Consider the following 16,063-nt stretch of genomic DNA (forward strand, 5'->3'; position numbering starts at 1 on the left):
GGCTGGATCGGCCAGGCCGATCCAGCCCGCCCGGCCGATCCAGCCCGCCCGGCACACCCCGCCGGCCAGGCCGACCGCGTCACCCCGGTCAGGACCAGACGCGTCGGATCCCCCACGAGCCGGTCCACGTCTCGTCGGCCTCGAGCCACCGCAGCCCCTCCCCCGAGTTGAGCGCGTCCGCGGGTGCGGTCATCGGCTCGACCGCCACGGCGAGCCCCTTCCCGTCACCGCGGGGGAACTCGCGGGACGTGAAGACCTGCACGTAGGGGAACGACGCGTCCTGCCACAGCTCGACGCCGTCGCCCTCGGGCCCGTGCAGTGACGTCCGACGGATGCCGTCCGCGTCCGGCTGCACGTCCGTGTACGCAGTGTCCAGGTCCGCGTCACCGGCACGGAGCCCCTGGCGCAGGTCGACGTCCGTCCCCTCGACCGGGCGGGTGCCGTTCGGGATCTTCCGCTCGTCGACCGTGAAGGCGGTCGCGGCGTCGAGGCGGATCACCAGGTCCTCCGCCGGGGTGTCGCCGGCCCGGAGGTACGGGTGCGACCCGACCGCGAACGGCGCCGGGCGACCGGAGCGGTTCGTGATCGTGTGGGTGATGCGGATGCCGTCCTCCACCAGCTCGTGGTGCACACGCGTCTCGAGGGTGAACGGCCAGCCGTGCTGCGGGTGGATCGTCGCCTGCTGCTCGATCGACGACTCGGTCTGCTCGACGACGCGGTACGGCGCGAAGCGGAGCAGCCCGTGCGACGCGTTGCCGTACTTCGGCTCCGAGATGTCGAGCTGCTGCGCCGCCCCGTCGAGCTGCCACACGCCACCGGCCACGCGGTTCGGCCACGGCACGAGGACGATGCCGTTCGCCCCGGCCGGGGCCTCGCTCGCGGGGAAGGGCTCGGTGAGGTCGAACCCGGCGACCCGCAACTCGCGGATGCCGGCGGCGACCTCGGTGACGACGGCCTCGACGACGCCGTCGGGTCCCGCGTGCCGCAGGTGGTACTGACCGCCGGTGGGTGCCGCTGTGCTCATGGGTGCTGCTTCCTCTCCGATGTGCGGGTCGTGCCCGCTGGTCCGTCCGCGACCACCACGTGGACCCCGGCCGCCCGGATCGGGTCGACCGCGTCCGCGCTGGCTCCCGCGGTGACGACGACGTCGACGTCCTCCAGCGTGCTGACCACGCCGATGTCGGCCCGGCCGAACTTCGACCCGTCCGCGACCACGACGGTACGCCTGCCCGCCGCGGCGAGGACCCGCTTCGCCTCGGTCTCGGGCAGGTTCACGTTCGTCAGCCCGTGCTCGACGTCCAGCCCGGTCCCGCTGAGGAACACCAGGTCGGCGGACAGCATCGGCAGCACGGTGGCGTTGAAGGGCGCGACGAGCGAGTGCTGCATGGGCCGGAGCGTGCCACCGGTGACGACAACGGTGAAGCGCGGCACCGCCCGTTCGAGCGCGAGGGCGGTGGTGAGCGAGTTCGTCACGACGGTCAGGTCGACGAGGTCCTCGCGAGCGACGAGCGCCTCGGCGACGGCCGCCGGGGTCGTCCCGACGTCGAGGACGATGCACTGCCCGGAGCGCACGAGGTCCGCTGCGGCCCGGCCGATGGCGGCCTTCGCGGTGCTGTTCTCGACGGCCGTCACCTCGAGCGGACGCTCGCGTGAGCCGGCCCCGAGGCGGACCGCACCGCCGTGCACCCGGCGGATCCGGGCCTCCCGGTCGAGGGTGGCGAGGTCCTGCCGGACCGTCACCTCGCTCGTCCCGACCGCAGCGGCCAGGTCAGCAGTCCGGACCATGCCGCGGGCGCCGTCGAGGATCGCGACGATGCGCTCCTGGCGCAGCAGTGCCGGCAGCACGGGAGGCTCGTCGGTCGTCACGGGACGAGTTTCGTCTGGTTCCACTTGCTTTCGCAAGTCTTCGTACCGGAGTACAGTGATGCGGTGATCACGAAACGTGCGACGACGCTCGCGGACGGCCGCGACCTCTTCTACTTCGACGACGCGGACTCGACGCTCCCCGCCGAGCGGAGCATCGACCAGCGCGTCCTCGATCCCCGACCGGAGACCGCGCGGATGCGGCAGGACGTCCTGACCGGTGAGTGGGTCTCCATCGCGGCGAGTCGGCAGAACCGGGTGTTCCTGCCGCCGGCCGACCAGGACCCGCTCGCACCACAGACCGCCGCGAACCCGTCCGAGATCCCGAGCCGGTACGACGTCGCGGTGTTCGAGAACCGGTCCCCGTCGTTCGGCCCGCTGCTCGAGGCGGACGACGCTCCGGAGTCCCTCGAGTCCCTGTCCGACGTCGGGCTCAACCGTCAGCTCCGGAGCGTCGGCCGCTGCGAGGTCGTGTGCTTCTCCCCGGAGACGAGCGGCTCGTTCGCGTCGATCTCCGAGTCGCGGGCCCGGACGGTCGTCGAGGCCTGGGCCGACCGCACCGCGGCCCTCTCCGCCATGCCCGGCATCCAGCAGGTGTTCCCGTTCGAGAACCGGGGCGAGGCCATTGGCGTCACGCTGCACCATCCGCACGGGCAGATCTACGCGTACCCGTACGTCACGCCGCGCACGCAACGACTGCTCGCGTCGATCGAGCGCTTCGGCCCGGACCTGTTCGAGCAGCACCTCGCGAACGAGCGGGCCTCGGAGCGCGTCGTCCTGCAGGGCGAGTACTTCACCGCCTTCGTGCCGTTCGCCGCACGCTGGCCGATCGAGGTCCACATGCTGCCGCACCGCCACGTGCCCGACTTCGCCGGCCTGACCGAGGCCGAGAAGGACGAGCTCGCACACATGCACCTGCGGCTCACCCGCGGGCTCGACGCGCTGTACGACACCCCCACGCCGTACATCGCCGCGTGGCACCAGGCGCCGGTGCACACCGCGCGCGACACCGTGCGGCTCATGCTGCAGATCACGTCCCCGCGTCGCGCGGCGGACAAGCTCAAGTTCCTGGCCGGCAGCGAGGCCGCCATGGGCGCCTGGATCGGGGACCTCGTGCCCGAGAAGGCGGCCGAGTTCATCCGAGGAGGGATCGAACGCGCATGACGTTCCAGCAGGTCTACGGGTACGAGCCGGCGGTGCGGTACTCCGCTCCCGGTCGCGTCAACCTCATCGGCGAGCACACCGACTACAACGACGGGTACGTGCTGCCCTTCGCGATCGACCGCCGCACGGTGGCGTCGATCGCCCAGCGGGAGGACCGGCTGATCCGGGTCGCGTCGGCGTTCGAGCCGGACGCGGTGCACGAGCTCTCGCTCGACGAACTCGACCCGTCGCGCATGCAGGGGTGGTCGGCCTACGTGTTCGGCATCGCCTGGGCGCTCCGCGAGCAGGCCGGGGCCGACCTGTCCGACAGGACCGGCTTCGACGTGTTCATCGACTCGGACGTGCCCGTGGGCGCCGGCCTGTCGTCGAGCGCCGCGATCGAGTGCGGCGTCGCGCTGGCGTTCACCGACCTGTGGGAGCTCGGCCTCGACCGCAAGGTCCTCGCGAAGGTCGGGCAGTACTCCGAGAACCACGCCGTCGGTGCCCCCACCGGGATCATGGACCAGTCGGCGTCGCTCCTCGGCGAACAGGACGCCGTCGTGTTCCTCGACTGCCGCACGCTCGACACCGAGGTCGTCGACCTGGCGCTCGAGGCGAACGGCCTCGAGGTGCTCGTCATCGACACCCGCGTCGAGCACGCCCACGCGACCGGTGGCTACAAGGCCCGTCGGGACTCGTGCGAGCGCGGCGCCGAGGTGCTCGGTGTCCCCGCGCTCCGTGACGTGTCCGTCGAGGACCTCCAGCGCGCGCAGGAGCTCCTGGACGACGAGACCTTCCGCCGTGTCCGCCACATCGTCACCGAGGACCAGCGCGTCCTCGACACCGTGGAGACGCTCCGCGCGGACGGGCCCCGCGCGATCGGGTCACTGTTGGTCGCGTCACACGAGTCGATGCGCGACGACTTCGAGATCTCCGTGCCCGAGCTCGATCTGGCCGTCGACACCGCGATGGCGAACGGTGCCGTCGGTGCCCGGATGACCGGTGGCGGCTTCGGCGGTTCGGCCATCGCGCTCGTCGACCGGGAGGGCCGTGAGCGCATCGCTACAGCCGTCACCGCCGCCTTCGCCGACGCCGGGTACCGCGAGCCGACCGTGTTCACGGTGCACGCGGCGCAGGGCGCACGGCGCGACGCGTAGCGGCGCGGCCGCGCTGCGCGCGCGGCGCGCGGCGCGCGGCGCGCCGCGCGCCCGGAGCGGCGCGCAGCGCACGCTTCGCGCTGAGCGACAGTGCGCGGCCCGGCGGCCGCGCGGGCTGTCGCTGACCGCGAAGGGCCGTGCCAGGCCGGGCCGGGCCAGCCGGGCCGAACCGGGCCGGCACCGGCCGGCACCGGTCGGGCCCGGCACGCCGGGCCGGGCCCGGCCAGCGGTGCCGGACGAGGCCGGCACCGGGCTGACCGTGCCCGCCGGGCCGGCACCGGGCCTCCCGGCCGCCACGCTCCTGCAGACCGCGGCGTCACCTGCATCCGCACAACGAGAACCGGCTCGCGCCACGGACGTCCGTGGCGCGAGCCGGTTCTCGTTGTGCGGGGCCGATCTGCGCCGACTGACGACGGCGGACCTACCGCGTCCGCGCACCTACTTCAGGTGGCGCTCCGCGGCCTCGACGACGTTCTTCATGAGCATCGCGCGGGTCATCGGTCCGACCCCGCCCGGCGTCGGCGACAGGAAACCGGCGACCGACGCGACCGCGGGATCGACGTCGCCGCGGAGCTTCGCCTTCCCGGTCGCCGGGTCGACGATGCGACTGATGCCGACGTCGATGACCGCAGCACCGGGCTTGACCCAGTCCGGCTGCACGAGCCCGGCGACCCCGGCCGCGGCGACGATGATGTCCGCGCGGCGGCACTCGGCGGCGACGTCCTCGGTGAGCGAGTGCGTGAGGGTGGCGGTCGCCTCGAGGCGGGTGAGCAGCAGCCCGAGCGGACGGCCGACCGTCAGCCCCTGCCCGATGATCGTGACGTGCTCGCCCCGGATCGGGACACCGTACGCATCGAGCATCGCGACGATGCCGCGCGGGGTGCACGGCAGCGGGGCGTCGATCGTGCCGGCACCACCGGGCACGGCGAGCACGAGCTCACCGAGGTTCGTCGGGTGCAGGCCGTCGGCGTCCTTCGCCGGGTTCATCAGCTCGAGCATCGGGATCGGGTCGATGCCCTGCGGCAGCGGGAGCTGCACGATGAACGCGGTGACCCGCGGGTCGTCGTTCATCTGCAGGATCGCAGCCCGGATGTCGGCCGCACTCGCGGACGAGGGCAGGTCGATGCGGACCGAGTCGAGCCCGATCTGCGCCGAGTCCTTGTGCTTGCCGGCGACGTACGACACCGAGCCCGGGTTCTGGCCGACCATGATCGTGCCGAGCCCGGGACGGAAGCCGTGGTCGTGCAGGCGGTCGATGCGGACCTTCAGGTCGTCGAGCGTGCGCGCGGCGAGGGCGGTGCCGTCGATGCGGACGGCACTGCCCTCCCCCGCCCAACGCTCACGAGGGAGCGCGGCGCTCACGCGTAGAGCGGGAACGCGTCGGTCAGGGCCTCCACCCGGGCCGAGAGCGCTTCGATGTCCGGGTTCGGCATGAGGGTCAGCGCGATGATGTCCGCCACCTCGGTGAACTCGGCGTCGCCGAACCCGCGGGTCGCGAGCGCCGAGGTGCCGATGCGGACACCCGAGGTGACCATCGGCGGACGCGGGTCGAACGGCACCGAGTTGCGGTTCACGGTGATGCCGACCTCGTGCAGCAGGTCTTCTGCCTGCTTGCCGTCGACCTCGGACTCGCGCAGGTCGACGAGCACCAGGTGCACGTCGGTGCCGCCGGTGAGGACGTCGATGCCCGCGGCCTTGGCGTCGTCCTGCGTCAGCCGGTCGGCCAGTGCCTTCGCACCGCGCAGCGTGCGCTCCTGGCGGTCCTTGAACTCCGGTGTCGCGGCGAGCAGGAACGCGGTGGCCTTGGCGGCGATCACGTGCATGAGCGGGCCGCCCTGCTGCCCCGGGAACACGGCCGAGTTGAGCTTCTTGAAGAGCGACTCCTCGTTGGACAGGATGATGCCCGAGCGGGGACCGGCGAGCGTCTTGTGCACGGTCGAGGAGACGACGTGGGCGTGCGGGAGGGGCGACGGGTGCAGGCCCGCGGCGACGAGACCGGCGAAGTGCGCCATGTCCACCCAGAGCGTCGCGCCGACCTCGTCGGCGATCTCGCGGAACTTCGCGAAGTCGAGCTGACGGGGGTACGCCGACCACCCGGCGATGAGGACCTTCGGCTGGTGCTCGATCGCCTTCGCGCGGATGTCGTCGTAGTCGACCTCGAACGTCTCCGGGTCGACGCCGTAGGACACGGCGTTGTAGATGCGGCCGGAGAAGTTGAGCTTCATGCCGTGGGTCAGGTGGCCGCCGTGGGCGAGCTCGAGGCCCAGGATGGTGTCGCCGGCGGAGGCGATGGCGTGCAGGACCGCGGCGTTCGCGCTGGCGCCGGAGTGCGGCTGCACGTTCGCGTACGCGGCACCGAAGAGGGCCTTCGCACGGTCGATGGCGAGCTGCTCGGCGATGTCGACGAACTCGCAGCCGCCGTAGTAGCGCTTGCCCGGGTAGCCCTCGGCGTACTTGTTCGTGAGCACCGAGCCCTGCGACTCGAGGACGGCGCGGGACACGAAGTTCTCGGACGCGATCATCTCGAGGGTGTCGCGCTGACGGCCGAGTTCCTGCTGGAGGACGGCCGCGATCTCCGGGTCGACCTCGGCGAGCGGGGCGTTGAAGGTGGTCCGGGCTGCGTCGGCGGACGCGGCGGCGGGGGTGAGATCGGTGATGGACACGGGACTCCTCGTTGTCTGGCCGCCGCGCACACGCGTACGACGGGGTGGACGGGTGGGCGCGGCCCAGGCGTACGGCTGCGCTCCGTGTCAGGTGTCGCTCCCCGATGGTGACCCATCCAACGCCAGTCGCGACCGTTCGATCGTACCGAGGCCGCAGGTTCGTGTCACCCTTGTCCCCATGACCATGCTGAGTCCGGACCTCGACGAGCGCACGTCGGTGCGGGCCGACGTCCCGTGGACGACCGTGGTGTGGGACGACCCGGTGAACCTGATGTCGTACGTCACCTACGTCTTCGAGTCGTACTTCGGGTTCCCGCGGGCGAAGGCCGAGCGCCTCATGCACCAGGTCGACTCCGACGGTCGGGCGGTCGTCGCGACGGGGCACCGCGAGGAGATGGAGCGACACGTGGAGGCCATGCACGGGTACGGCCTGCAGGCGACCGTCGACCGGGCCCCCGCCGCGTGATCCCCTTCGTCCGTCGCGCCGACGGCGTGCACCTCGGACTGGCCGCCGGCGAGCGCGCCGTGTTGACGTCCCTCGTGGAGCAGTTGCGCCAGGTCTTCGACCACGACCTGGCGACGGACCCGGTGGCGACGCGGATGTTCCCGGACGCCTACCCGGGGGACGACGAGGCCAGCGCCGAGTTCCGCCGGTACACGCAGGACGACCTGCGCACCGCCAAGTCCGCCAACGCGGCCGTCGTGCACGAGTGGCTGACGGGCACCCGGGACGGAGCGCTCACCCGCGCCGACGAGCAGGCCTGGCTCCGGTCGCTGACCGACCTGCGGCTCACCATCGCGGACCGCCTGGGCATCGTGGACCGGGACACCGCGGACAACGGCCTGGACGGGGACGACGGCAGCATCGGCCTGCGGGACGTCTACGACTGGCTCGGGTACGTGCAGGAGCACCTGGTCGTCACGATCTCCTCCCGCTGACGGCCAGGAGGCCCGTTCCACCGCCGCCAGGTGCCTCCCGTCCGGCGGCACACCGGTCCGGAGCGCCGCCCGGGCGGAGCGGGCAGGTCGGACAGAGCTCGGTCGGATCGGGCCGGCTCAGCGCCCGAGCAGCTCCGCCCGGTGTGCCCGCGCCCACGCGGACAGCGGGGTCGCCGGCGTCCCGGTCATGCGCTCGACCTCGTCTGTGACGGCGTCGACCCCGTCGAGACCCCTTCGGGCGACACGACCGAACTGCTGCCGGAGCCCCTCGGCCTGCCACGCGGGCATCCCGGTCAGCCGCAGCACGCCGCCGAACGCCCGGCTCGGCAGGTGCAGGTAGCGCACCGGACGCCCGAGGCCGGCGGTGAGCTCCTGTGCCACCCCGCGTCCGTCGAGCAGTTCCGGTCCGGTCAGCACCGGTTCCTCGCCCCGGTGGACCCCGGCGGTGAGGACCGTGGTCGCGACGCGGGCGATGTCGACGGTGTCGATCCAGCCGATGCCCCCGCGTCCCATGGTCTGCGGGAAGACCCCGCGCCGGATCGCCGGCCCCGAGGACACCAGGTTCGTCATGAAGCCGGACGGGTGCAGGATCGTCCGCTCGAGGCCGCTGGCCCGGACCGCGCGGTCGATCCGCCAGATGGCGCTCGCCCACGGCATCGGCGAGTGCTCGGCTGCGTCGCCGCCGGACAGCTGCACGATCGCGCGGACCCCGGCGGCACGGGCGGCGTGCACCGCGGTGATGCCGTGTTCCGCCTGGCGCTCGGTGGCGGCGGTGACGAGGAACAGCTGGTCGACGCCGTCGAGCGCCGCGGTCATGGTCTCGCCGTCGTCCATGTCCGCGAGGCGCGCGTCGATGCCGCGGTCACGGAAGGCCCGGACCTGGTCAGCGCGGCGGACGACGGCGCGGACGTCCGCTCCCGCCGGGTGCAGCATCCCGACGGTCTTGCCGCCGACGTCGCCGGTCGCACCGGTCACGGCGATGGTGTCGCTCATGGTTCCTCCTCTGTGTGGGGGCAGCCCGGACGAGTATCAGCTACCTGATACCGCACGCTACGCCGTACGATCGGTCCGTGCCCCGGGAGTTCTCAGCGACGCGAGACGACGTCGATGCCATCGCCGCGTGGACCGTCATCCGGGCGGCACGCGCACTCGCCCGACGACTGGCGACGGAGCTGGAGCCCCTCGACCTCACCCCGGTGGAGTTCGGGGTCCTCGTGCAGCTCGCCGCGGCGGACGGTCTGAGCCAGGCGGAACTCGCGCGCGCGGTCGGCGTCCGGCCACAGAGCATGACGCCCCTCGTGACCGGGCTGCACGACCGCGGGCTCCTCGACCGCGGGACGGAACGCGGGCGCGGCCGCCAGTCGCGGATCCACCTCACCGGTGCCGGGCGCGACCTGCTCGGCCGCGCGTACCCGCTCGTCCACGCGAGCAACCGGTGGTTCGGCGACGACCCGGCGCAGAGCAACGCCCTCGTCGCGACCCTCCGGCCCCTGCTCGGCGACACCGCGGGGCCGGCGGACACCTTCCCCTGACCGCGCGACCGGAGCGCACCGCGCACCGGCCGCGGCGCCCGTCAGAGCCGAGGCGACCCGCCGGATCCGCACCGGGCCTCCCGTCCGGCCTCGCGCGGACGCGCGCACGCCCCCGGTAGCCTGATCCGGTGACGACCCCGACGCCCGAGACCCCCACGCACTGGACCCTGACGCTGGTCTGCGACGACCAGCCCGGCATCGTGCACGCCGTCTCCGGAGCGGTCGTCGCCGCCGAGGGCAACATCACCGAGTCCCAGCAGTTCTCCAGCGCGGACACGGACACCTTCTTCATGCGCCTGCAGGTGATGGCACCGGTGGACCGCCAGACGTTCCAGGAGGCCCTCGCCCCCGTCGTCGAGCGCTACGGCATGCGCGTGCAGCTCGACGTCGTCGGCCGGCCGATGCGCACGCTCGTCCTCGTGTCGAAGGCCGGCCACTGCCTCAACGACCTGCTGTACCGGCAGCGCGGCGGGCAGCTGCCGATCGACGTGCCGCTCGTGCTGTCGAACCACACCGACCTCGCCGAGCTCGCGTCGTTCTACTCGGTGCCGTTCGAGCACCGACCGGTGTCCGACGCCGGGTCGAAGGCCGCGATGGAGCGCCGGATCCTCGAGGCGGTCGAGGAGCACGACATCGAGCTCGTCGTCCTCGCCCGGTACATGCAGATCCTCTCCCCCGAGCTCTGCGCGGCCCTCGCCGGTCGTGCGGTGAACATCCACCACTCGTTCCTGCCCGGCTTCAAGGGCGCGAACCCGTACCGGCAGGCGCACGCCCGCGGGGTGAAGCTCATCGGTGCGACGGCGCACTTCGTCACGAGCGACCTCGACGAGGGCCCGATCATCGAGCAGAACGTCGTGCGGGTCGACCACACCAAGGAGCCCGCCGAGCTGGTGTCCATCGGTCAGGACGAGGAGTCCCGCACCCTGACCCAGGCCGTCCGCTGGATCGCCGAGGACCGCGTGCTCCTCGACGGCGCCCGCACGATCATCTTCAAGTAGGTCCGCCGATGCGCGACGCTCCCCGCAGTCCGGTCGACCCTGGCGACGACCCCGTGCCCGCCTCGGCCCCCACGCCGCGTCCCCCGGTGGACGTCTGGACCGTCCTCCGGTTCCTGGTGTGCGCCTTCGGCCTGCTGTCCCTGGCGTACTGGGGCTACCTGTCGTGGCCGTACCCGTTCCCGGCGGTGTTCTTCATCGTCGGCGCCCCGCTCTTCGCGGCCGTCGTCTGGTACTTCTTCCGGTCACCGCGCTCCCCGATCGAGACCGACGTGGTCGGGAAGACCGTCGTCGAGACCGCCCTCGTCGTCGCCGCCGGTGCCACCTGGATCTCGCTCGGCCACCCCGTCGTCGGGCTCGTGTTCGTCGTCGTCGCTGCGGTCAGCGGCGTGGTCGCGTTCCGGCGGGAGACCGCGTGACCGACGCGGGCCGCGGGGCCGGTGGGGAGGCCCGGAGGACGCTGGTGCGCGCCGCACGCCTGGTCGACGCGGCCGGGTCCGTCGAGGACGGATGGGTGCTCGTCGGCGGCGACACGATCCTCCAGGTCGGGTCCGGAACCGCACCCGCGGCGGAGGAGGTCGTCGACCTCGACGACGCGGTCCTGACGCCCGGCTTCACGGACCTGCACGGGCACGGCGGCGCGACCGAGGCGTACGAGGACGAGTCCTTCACCCGGGCCCTGGCGGTGCACCGCGCGCACGGCACCACCCGGTCGGTCCTGTCGCTCGTCGCGAACCCCGTGCCCGCGTTGGTCGCGTCGCTGGCGCAGGTGCGTACCGTGATGGCGACGGATCCGCTCGTGCTCGGCGTCCACCTGGAGGGGCCGTTCCTCTCCCCGCACAACAAGGGCGCCCACAACGAGGACCACCTCCTCATGCCGACCCCGGCGGACGTCGACACCCTGCTCGAGGCCGGCGAGGGCGTCCTCCGGCAGATCACCATCGCGCCCGAGCTGCCGGGAGCGATCGACGCCGTGCGCCGGTTCGTCGCCGCGGGCGTCACGGTCGCGGTCGGACACACCGTGGGGACGCTCGACCAGGCGCGTGCCGCCTTCGACGCCGGCGCAACCGTCCTGACGCACGCCTTCAACGCGATGCCCGGGCTGCACCACCGCGCGCCGGGACCGATCGGGGCGGCGGTGTCGGACGACCGGGTCACGCTCGAGCTCATCCTGGACGCGGTCCACGTGCACCCCCTCGTCGCCGCGACGCTGTTCCGCGCCGCCCCGGGTCGGGTCGCGCTCATCACCGACGCGATGGGTGCGGCGGGAGCGGCCGACGGCGACTACCGCCTCGGGTCGCTCGACGTGACCGTGACGGACGGGGTCGCCCGCGTCGCCGGGACGGACACCATCGCGGGGTCGACCCTGACGCAGGACGTCGCACTCCGGAACGCCGTGACCCTCGCCGGGCGGACGCTGCCCGAGGCCGTGGCGGCGCTCACGAGCACCCCGGCCGCGGCGGTCGGGTTCGGGGACCGGCTCGGCCGACTCGCGCCGGGGTACGCGGCGGACCTCGTCGCGCTGTCGCCGACGCTCGAGGTGCGGCGGGTGTGGGGCGGCGGGCGTGAACTGCGCTGACGATCGGCGCTCCGGTCCGCGGACGTCTGTGACACTCCGTGACGGCATGCGGCGCCGGCCTCGACCCGGCTGCATAGGCTCCCTGCACCGGCGGACCCACCGCCGCCACCCGGAGGAGCACCGATGCCCGAGCAGTCCATCGCCGAACAGGTCGACACGTTCAACGAGGGCTTCACCGCCCAGATCGGCCCCGACCTGAGCGCGGTGTTCGACCGGGAGCAGGCGGCTCTCCGTGCAGCGGGTGTGCCGAGCACCGCCGCCGGCGTGGGCGACACCGTCCCCGACGCCGCGCTGCTGACGGCGACCGGCACCGACACGTCACTGGCCGCCGAGCTCGACGGCTCCCCCGCCGTCGTGGTGTTCTACCGCGGCGCCTGGTGCCCGTACTGCAACCTGACGCTCCGCACGTACCAGCAGGACCTGCTGCCGGAACTCACCGCCCGCGGGGTCCGGCTCGTCGCGATCTCACCGCAGACGCCCGAGGGCTCGGAGCAGGCGATCGCGAACGGCGAGCTGGCGTTCCCCGTCCTGTCGGACCCGGCGAATGCCCTGGCCGCGCAGCTCGGCATCGTCACCGAGCCGGACGGGCCCGCGCGGGAGGCGCACACGCAGCTCGGCTTCGACGTCGCCGACAGCAACGTCGACCACACGGCGCAGATCCCGTTCCCGTCGGTGTTCGTCGTCGACGGCGACCGGGTCGTCCGGTTCGCCGACGTGCACGTCGACTACACGACGCGCACCGAGGTGGCGGAGGTCCTCGACGCCGTCGACCGCGTCGCCGGGTAGCGGCTCGCCGGAGCTGGTCCGGCCGTCCTCAGCGGTCGACCGGCACAGCGGTGTCGCGGATCCATGACGCGATCATCGCCGTGGCCGTCGAGAACTCCGTCAGCGCCGGACGGTTCAGGAAGGCATGGCGGGTACCCGGCAGGACGTGGTGTGCCACGTCGACACCGGCGGCACCGAGCTCCGCCCCGAAGAGGTCTCCCGAGGCCGCCATGTTGTCGTGCTCGGCGTTGATGAACAGCGCCCGCGGGAACCCCCCGACGTCGTGGCCGCCGGGGAAGGCGAAGCGGTCCGACAGCCCACCGCCCCGACCGACGTAGTTGCGGTTCATCACGTCCAACGCCCACGGCGCGTGGGTGATCCGCCGGTGCCGACGCGAGCGCCGCCGCGCGTCGTGGTGTCGGGGGTGGACCGGGTGGAAGAACCCGTAGGCGAACACCGCTCCGGCCGGCGGGGAGGACCCGTCGTCGAGTGCGCGGAGCGTCGCGGCGGCCGCCAGGCACGCTCCGGCACTCGCGCCGCCGAGGACCGCGCCGTCCGGGGACCGGGCGGCGATCGTCCGGTACGCCTGCAGCACGTCGTCGAGGGGCAGCGGGAACCGCACCCGGGGACGCCCCGCCCGCTGCCGGACCCATGCCAGGCCGGGGACCGGCGCCAGGCGGTGGTCCACCGTGGCCAACGGGACGCCGAGCCGGGCCAGTTCCTGCGCGACCGCGTGCGCCTCGGGCTGGTCGAGCCCACCCCGGAAGAACCCGCCGCCGTGGAGCCAGAGGAGCGTCGGGGTGTCCGCGGTCCGGGCGGGGGACGCCTCGTACCACCGGATCGGGACGGCGTGGTCGGACTGCCCGGTGGTGCCGCTGGCCGCAGGCCCCCCGGCGTGCGTCAGCTGGCGCCGCCTCACCGGTCGCGCGGCCGGTCGCGCTCCGCGGTCGCCCACGTCGTGTCGGCGGTGTCACCGACACGGAGCGACAGCGTGCCGCCCCGGTTGACGAACGATGCCGGCACCCACGACTTCGTGAGGGTCTTCCCGTCGAGCCGCGCGCCCTGCACGTACTGCTCCGTCCCCGAGGACCGGATCACGATCCGCTGCCCGCTCGACCGCCGGATGTCGACGGTGCTGAACGTCGGGCTCCCGATGAGCATCTCGGCCCGGCCGGGCGTCTGCGGGAACAGAGCGATGGAGGCGAAGACGTACCAGGCGCTCATCGTGCCGAGGTCGTCGTTGCCCGGCAGGCCGCTCGGCCCGGTGCGGTAGGCGTCGTCGACGACGCGGCGCACGGTCTCCTGCGTCTTCCAGGGCTGCCCGAGTGCGTTGTACATCCACGGCGTGTGGATGTCGGGCTCGTTGGTCGGGTCGAACCGCGTCGCGTCGCCACCGGTCACGGCCCAGTTGCCCGAGGCGTCGTGGAAGAACGCGTCGAGCCGGGCGACCGCGGCGGCGTCCCCACCGAGGGCGGACGACAGCCCGCTGACGTCCTGCGGCACGAGCCACGTGTACTGCGCGCTCGTCCCCTGCGCGAAACCGGTGCCGGTCGACGGCGACCACCCGGGCGTCCACGACCCGTCGGCCTGGCGCGCGGCCTGGTACCCGACGGCCGCGTTGAACGTGTTCTCCCAGTACTCGCCCCGGGCGGCGAACATCCGGGCGTCGGAGCGCAGCCCGAGCGACGACGCCCAGTACCCGAGGGCGCTGTCGGAGATGGAGTCCTCGAGCGTCTCGGCCGCGCCGCCCCAGCACGAGCAGTCGTCGTTCGCGGCGTAGTGCCGCTGCAGGTACTCGTCGAGCGCGGGCCGTTGCGCCAGGCACTGGCCCGGGCACCCGATGTCGCTCTCGGCGTCGGCGTTCTCGACGGTCGCCTGCTTGCGGAGCGAGGCGTAGGCCGCACGGACGTCGAAGTTGCGGACGCCCATGGCGTACCAGGTGGCGAGGGTCGCGGCCGAGGGGTCGCCGGTCATCACGTGGGTCGGTGCGCCGAGGTGCAGCCACCGGTCCCACACGCCGCCGTTCTGCTCGGCGAACCGCAGCATCGACTGCGCCATGTCGCCGGCGACGTCCGGCCGCAGCAGCGCGAGCAGCTGGATCTGCGCCCGGTACTGGTCCCATCCGGAGTACGTGCCGTAGACGGCGCGGTGTCCGCGGTCGATCCGGTGCACCCGCATGTCCGGCCCGAGGTACCGTCCGTCGCGGTCGTTCAGCGTGTTCGGCTGCATGAGTGCGTGGTACACGGCCGTGTAGAGCTGCGTGGTGCGGTCCGCGGTGCCGCCGCCGACCCGGATGCGCGAGAGTTCGCGGTTCCAGGAGGCGCGGGTGTCGGCCGCCACGCTGGCGACGGTGGCGTGCTTCCGCACCTCGGCGTCACGGTTCGCGACGGCGCCGGCGGCGCTGACGTACGAGATGCCGATCTTCGCGTGCACGGTGGCACCCCGGCGCGCGTCGAACCCGACCCACGCGCCGGAGCCGCGTCCGGCCCGGTCGGCGCCGGTGAGGTACCCCTCCCCGCCGGAGGCGCGCGTGCCTCCCGGCTGGACGGCACCGTCCTTCCAGGTGCCGGTGCTCGTGAACGGCTTGTCGAAGGTGGCCGTGAAGAACAGGCGGTAGTAGCTGCGCCGGTCGGGGTTCGTCGCGCCGCCGCCGTTCGCGCGGCGGCTGCAGAAGCCGCCGGTCAGGACGCTGCCGCTGACCGTGCGGGTGCGGGCGTCGACACGGGTGTCGGCGGCCTCGCTGCCGTTGATCGAGTTCGACGTGCGGAAGAGCAGGTTGGCGTCCTGCCCGGCCGGGAACGTGAACTCGCCGATGCCGGCGCGGGTGGTCACGGCGAGGTCGGTGCTGACGCCGTTGTCGAGCGTGACGCCGTAGCGGCCGGGGCTGGCGTGCTCCTGGTCGTGCGAGTACCCGGCGGCGTAGACGGCATCGGTCGAGTCCGCGGAGGGCGAGGTCGTGACGGGCGTCGTGACCGGCATGATCGGCACGTCGCCCGCGGCACCCGGAGCGCAGCCGGCGCCGTTGAGGTGCGTGAGGCTGAACCCGCGCAGCCGGTTGACGTCGTACGAGTAGCCGTTCGCGACCGGGGTGGAGGTCTGGTCGCCCTTCGTGCCCGTCGGGCTCCACTGGAGCATGCCGAACGGTGCGGTGGCTCCGGGCCAGGTGTTGCCGTCGTGGTCGGTCCCGATGAACGGGTCGACCGACGCCGCGGGGTCGGCTCCGTGCCGGGAGGCCGTGGTCACGCCCGCCCCGGACGCTGCGGTCCCCGGGCTGGCTGCGGCCGGGGCGACCACCGCCCCGGTGCCGAGCAGTGCGGCGATCGTGGCAACCGCGGCGAGCGGGACCGGACGGAGGAGCGGGCGACGGTGCGCGCGGGAACGGGTCACGGTCGTGACGCTAGCCCCCTCGGACGGGGGACGCCACCAC

General features: G+C 73.2%; 16 protein-coding genes and 1 riboswitch. Of the genes, 9 read left to right on the forward strand and 7 right to left on the reverse strand.

What is annotated here, in order from left to right; genetic code table 11:
- Positions 1–88 precede the first annotated feature (88 nt).
- Together DEI95_RS03470 and DEI95_RS03475 are read right to left on the reverse strand one after the other, a co-directional pair.
- Positions 89–1,024, reverse strand: a complete 936-nt coding sequence (locus DEI95_RS03470) for an aldose 1-epimerase family protein (RefSeq protein WP_110911833.1) — start codon at positions 1,022–1,024, stop codon at positions 89–91.
- Positions 1,021–1,866 carry a DeoR/GlpR family DNA-binding transcription regulator gene (locus tag DEI95_RS03475; RefSeq protein ID WP_110891098.1) on the reverse strand — a complete coding sequence of 282 codons (846 nt, stop codon included), beginning with the start codon at positions 1,864–1,866 and terminating at the stop codon, positions 1,021–1,023. Before DEI95_RS03475 ends, DEI95_RS03470 begins: the two co-directional genes overlap by 4 nt.
- Positions 1,867–1,929: 63 nt before the next feature.
- Here DEI95_RS03475 and galT point away from each other — a divergent pair, with 63 nt between their 5' ends.
- Both galT and galK read left to right on the forward strand, forming a co-directional pair.
- Positions 1,930–3,027 (forward strand): galactose-1-phosphate uridylyltransferase, encoded by a 1,098-nt coding sequence (gene galT, locus DEI95_RS03480; protein ID WP_181436184.1) that lies wholly within the window; start codon positions 1,930–1,932, stop codon positions 3,025–3,027.
- Positions 3,024–4,163 carry a galactokinase gene (galK, locus tag DEI95_RS03485; protein WP_111059402.1) on the forward strand — a complete coding sequence of 380 codons (1,140 nt, stop codon included), beginning with the start codon at positions 3,024–3,026 and terminating at the stop codon, positions 4,161–4,163. Before galT ends, galK begins: the two co-directional genes overlap by 4 nt.
- Before the next feature lie 438 nt (positions 4,164–4,601).
- On the opposite strand, the gene DEI95_RS03490 is transcribed toward galK, so the two are convergent.
- Entirely contained in the window at positions 4,602–5,525 is a 924-nt protein-coding gene (locus DEI95_RS03490) for a tetrahydrofolate dehydrogenase/cyclohydrolase catalytic domain-containing protein (protein WP_111059403.1), read from the reverse strand.
- Positions 5,522–6,826 carry a serine hydroxymethyltransferase gene (gene glyA, locus DEI95_RS03495; RefSeq protein ID WP_309146517.1) on the reverse strand — a complete coding sequence of 435 codons (1,305 nt, stop codon included), beginning with the start codon at positions 6,824–6,826 and terminating at the stop codon, positions 5,522–5,524. Before glyA ends, DEI95_RS03490 begins: the two co-directional genes overlap by 4 nt.
- Positions 6,827–6,880: 54 nt before the next feature.
- A riboswitch (ZMP/ZTP riboswitch) is annotated at positions 6,881–6,966 on the reverse strand.
- A gap of 38 nt (positions 6,967–7,004) precedes the next feature.
- Between glyA and clpS the strand changes: the two genes are divergently transcribed.
- Positions 7,005–7,292 carry an ATP-dependent Clp protease adapter ClpS gene (gene clpS, locus DEI95_RS03500; RefSeq protein WP_110824150.1) on the forward strand — a complete coding sequence of 96 codons (288 nt, stop codon included), beginning with the start codon at positions 7,005–7,007 and terminating at the stop codon, positions 7,290–7,292.
- Complete coding sequence (locus DEI95_RS03505; RefSeq protein WP_111059404.1) at positions 7,289–7,765, forward strand: DUF2017 domain-containing protein; 477 nt, start codon at positions 7,289–7,291, stop codon at positions 7,763–7,765. The genes clpS and DEI95_RS03505 overlap by 4 nt, the downstream gene beginning before the upstream one ends.
- Before the next feature lie 117 nt (positions 7,766–7,882).
- Here the strand turns inward: DEI95_RS03505 and DEI95_RS03510 are convergent, their stop codons facing one another.
- Positions 7,883–8,758: an NmrA family NAD(P)-binding protein gene (locus tag DEI95_RS03510; RefSeq protein WP_111059405.1), complete on the reverse strand. Its 876-nt coding sequence runs from the start codon at positions 8,756–8,758 to the stop codon at positions 7,883–7,885.
- Positions 8,759–8,835: 77 nt separating this feature from the next.
- Here DEI95_RS03510 and DEI95_RS03515 point away from each other — a divergent pair, with 77 nt between their 5' ends.
- From DEI95_RS03515 to DEI95_RS03535, 5 genes are all read left to right on the forward strand, one after another.
- Complete coding sequence (locus DEI95_RS03515; RefSeq protein WP_181436185.1) at positions 8,836–9,297, forward strand: MarR family winged helix-turn-helix transcriptional regulator; 462 nt, start codon at positions 8,836–8,838, stop codon at positions 9,295–9,297.
- 128 nt (positions 9,298–9,425) lie between these two features.
- On the forward strand, positions 9,426–10,295 hold the full coding sequence (purU, locus tag DEI95_RS03520; protein ID WP_110891102.1) for a formyltetrahydrofolate deformylase: 870 nt from the start codon (positions 9,426–9,428) through the stop codon (positions 10,293–10,295).
- Positions 10,296–10,303: 8 nt separating this feature from the next.
- The gene (locus DEI95_RS03525; protein WP_111059407.1) at positions 10,304–10,711 is read left to right on the forward strand and encodes a YrdB family protein; all 408 of its coding nucleotides are present in this window, start codon (positions 10,304–10,306) and stop codon (positions 10,709–10,711) included.
- Positions 10,712–10,752: 41 nt separating this feature from the next.
- On the forward strand, positions 10,753–11,871 hold the full coding sequence (gene nagA, locus DEI95_RS03530) for an N-acetylglucosamine-6-phosphate deacetylase (RefSeq protein ID WP_111059583.1): 1,119 nt from the start codon (positions 10,753–10,755) through the stop codon (positions 11,869–11,871).
- A 123-nt stretch (positions 11,872–11,994) separates the two neighbouring features.
- Entirely contained in the window at positions 11,995–12,657 is a 663-nt protein-coding gene (locus tag DEI95_RS03535) for a peroxiredoxin-like family protein (RefSeq protein WP_111059408.1), read from the forward strand.
- 28 nt (positions 12,658–12,685) lie between these two features.
- Here DEI95_RS03535 and DEI95_RS03540 read toward each other — a convergent pair whose 3' ends face one another.
- On the reverse strand, positions 12,686–13,555 hold the full coding sequence (locus DEI95_RS03540; RefSeq protein WP_181436186.1) for an alpha/beta hydrolase: 870 nt from the start codon (positions 13,553–13,555) through the stop codon (positions 12,686–12,688).
- Complete coding sequence (locus DEI95_RS03545) at positions 13,552–16,023, reverse strand: GH92 family glycosyl hydrolase (protein ID WP_220036616.1); 2,472 nt, start codon at positions 16,021–16,023, stop codon at positions 13,552–13,554. The genes DEI95_RS03540 and DEI95_RS03545 overlap by 4 nt, the downstream gene beginning before the upstream one ends.
- Positions 16,024–16,063 lie beyond the last annotated feature (40 nt).

The sequence above is a fragment of the Curtobacterium sp. MCBD17_008 genome (genome assembly GCF_003234475.1).
Taxonomy (GTDB): Bacteria; Actinomycetota; Actinomycetes; order Actinomycetales; family Microbacteriaceae; genus Curtobacterium.

Excerpts from the sequence above, each read along its gene's own strand:
- DEI95_RS03525 (WP_111059407.1), top strand. The coding sequence starts at position 10,304 with ATGCGCGACGCTCCCCGCAGTCCGGTCGACCCTGGCGACGACCCCGTG.
- DEI95_RS03470 (WP_110911833.1), bottom strand. The coding sequence starts at position 1,024 with ATGAGCACAGCGGCACCCACCGGCGGTCAGTACCACCTGCGGCACGCG.
- clpS (WP_110824150.1), top strand. The coding sequence starts at position 7,005 with ATGACCATGCTGAGTCCGGACCTCGACGAGCGCACGTCGGTGCGGGCC.
- DEI95_RS03535 (WP_111059408.1), top strand. The coding sequence starts at position 11,995 with ATGCCCGAGCAGTCCATCGCCGAACAGGTCGACACGTTCAACGAGGGC.
- galK (WP_111059402.1), top strand. The coding sequence starts at position 3,024 with ATGACGTTCCAGCAGGTCTACGGGTACGAGCCGGCGGTGCGGTACTCC.
- DEI95_RS03510 (WP_111059405.1), bottom strand. The coding sequence starts at position 8,758 with ATGAGCGACACCATCGCCGTGACCGGTGCGACCGGCGACGTCGGCGGC.